Genomic DNA, 1,179 nt, shown 5'->3' on the forward strand with positions numbered 1-1,179 from the left:
GTCCCGCGCCCGCCGAACGGACACGCCACAAACCGCGACGCGGTCAGGCCCGAGCGACCGACATATCCGACGCCCACCCCAGAGCCGGCCACGTACAACTCGCCGACCACACCGGCCGGCACCGGACGCAACCACCGATCGAGCACGAACAACGCCGCCCCCGGCACCGGCGCGCCGATCGGCACCGCCCGCGAACCAGCGGTCAGTGGCGCACTGATCGCGACACACATCGTCGTTTCGGTGGGACCGTAGGCGTTGACCATCACCCGCCCGGGCGCCCACCAGTCCACCACCTCGACCGGGCAGGCCTCCCCGACCACCACCAACGCCGCCGACTCCAGCCCCTGCCGGGACAGCGCAGCCACCGCCGACGGGGTCTGCGTCAGCACACTGACCCCTTCATTGATCAGCAGGTCGTGGAAGTCCGGCGGTGAGCCGACCACCTCCTCGGGCACCACGACCACCCGACCGCCGCGCAACAGCGCACCGAAGATCTCCCACGCCGACACGTCGAACCCCAACGAGTGGCAGAGCGCCCACACCCCCGCGCGCGGCAGGCCGGCATCCAACACCGCCAGCAACTGGGTCACGTTGCGATGGGCGATGCCAACCCCTTTGGGCACCCCCGTGGTACCCGAGGTGTAAATCAAGTAGGCGATATCGTCGGGGGCCGGTGCCGGCAAAGCCGTACGGGGGCGGCTATCGATAGGGGGGGCGTCGATATCGATGACCAGAAGCTCATGCCCATTCAGCCGCTCGGCCAGCCCGGCGGTAGTGACCACCGCGACCGGCGCCGCATCGGCGAGCACGAACTCGATCCGAGCCGCCGGCACCACCGGGTCGATCGGCAGGTACGCCGCTCCCGTCTTGAGCACTGCGAAAACCGCCACGACCGCCTGCGCCGAGCGGGGCAACAACAGCGCCACACACCGCCCCGGGCCGGCGCCCCGGCTGGCCAACAAGTGCGCCAACCGGTTCGCCGCCTCATCCAGCTCGCGGTAGGTCATGGCGCGGTCTTCGCCGCTGATTGCCACCGCCTCGGGAGCGCGGGCCACATGTTCGCCGAATAACGCTGGGATCGACACCGCCGACGGTGCGGGTCCGCTCAACACCGCCCGATTACCCATCTCATCCAAACGCGCGTGCTCACACTCATCGAGCACATCCACCGACGACACC

1 protein-coding gene is annotated in these 1,179 nt (G+C 69.6%); it reads right to left on the reverse strand.

The genetic code is table 11. The features are described 5' to 3' along the window. Window positions 1–1,179 (reverse strand): amino acid adenylation domain-containing protein (locus tag A5625_RS01275; RefSeq protein ID WP_156747804.1); only part of this gene is annotated, 1,179 nt, incomplete at both ends.

This window comes from Mycobacterium sp. 1465703.0, assembly GCF_001672975.1.
Lineage (GTDB): Bacteria > Actinomycetota > Actinomycetes > Mycobacteriales > Mycobacteriaceae > Mycobacterium.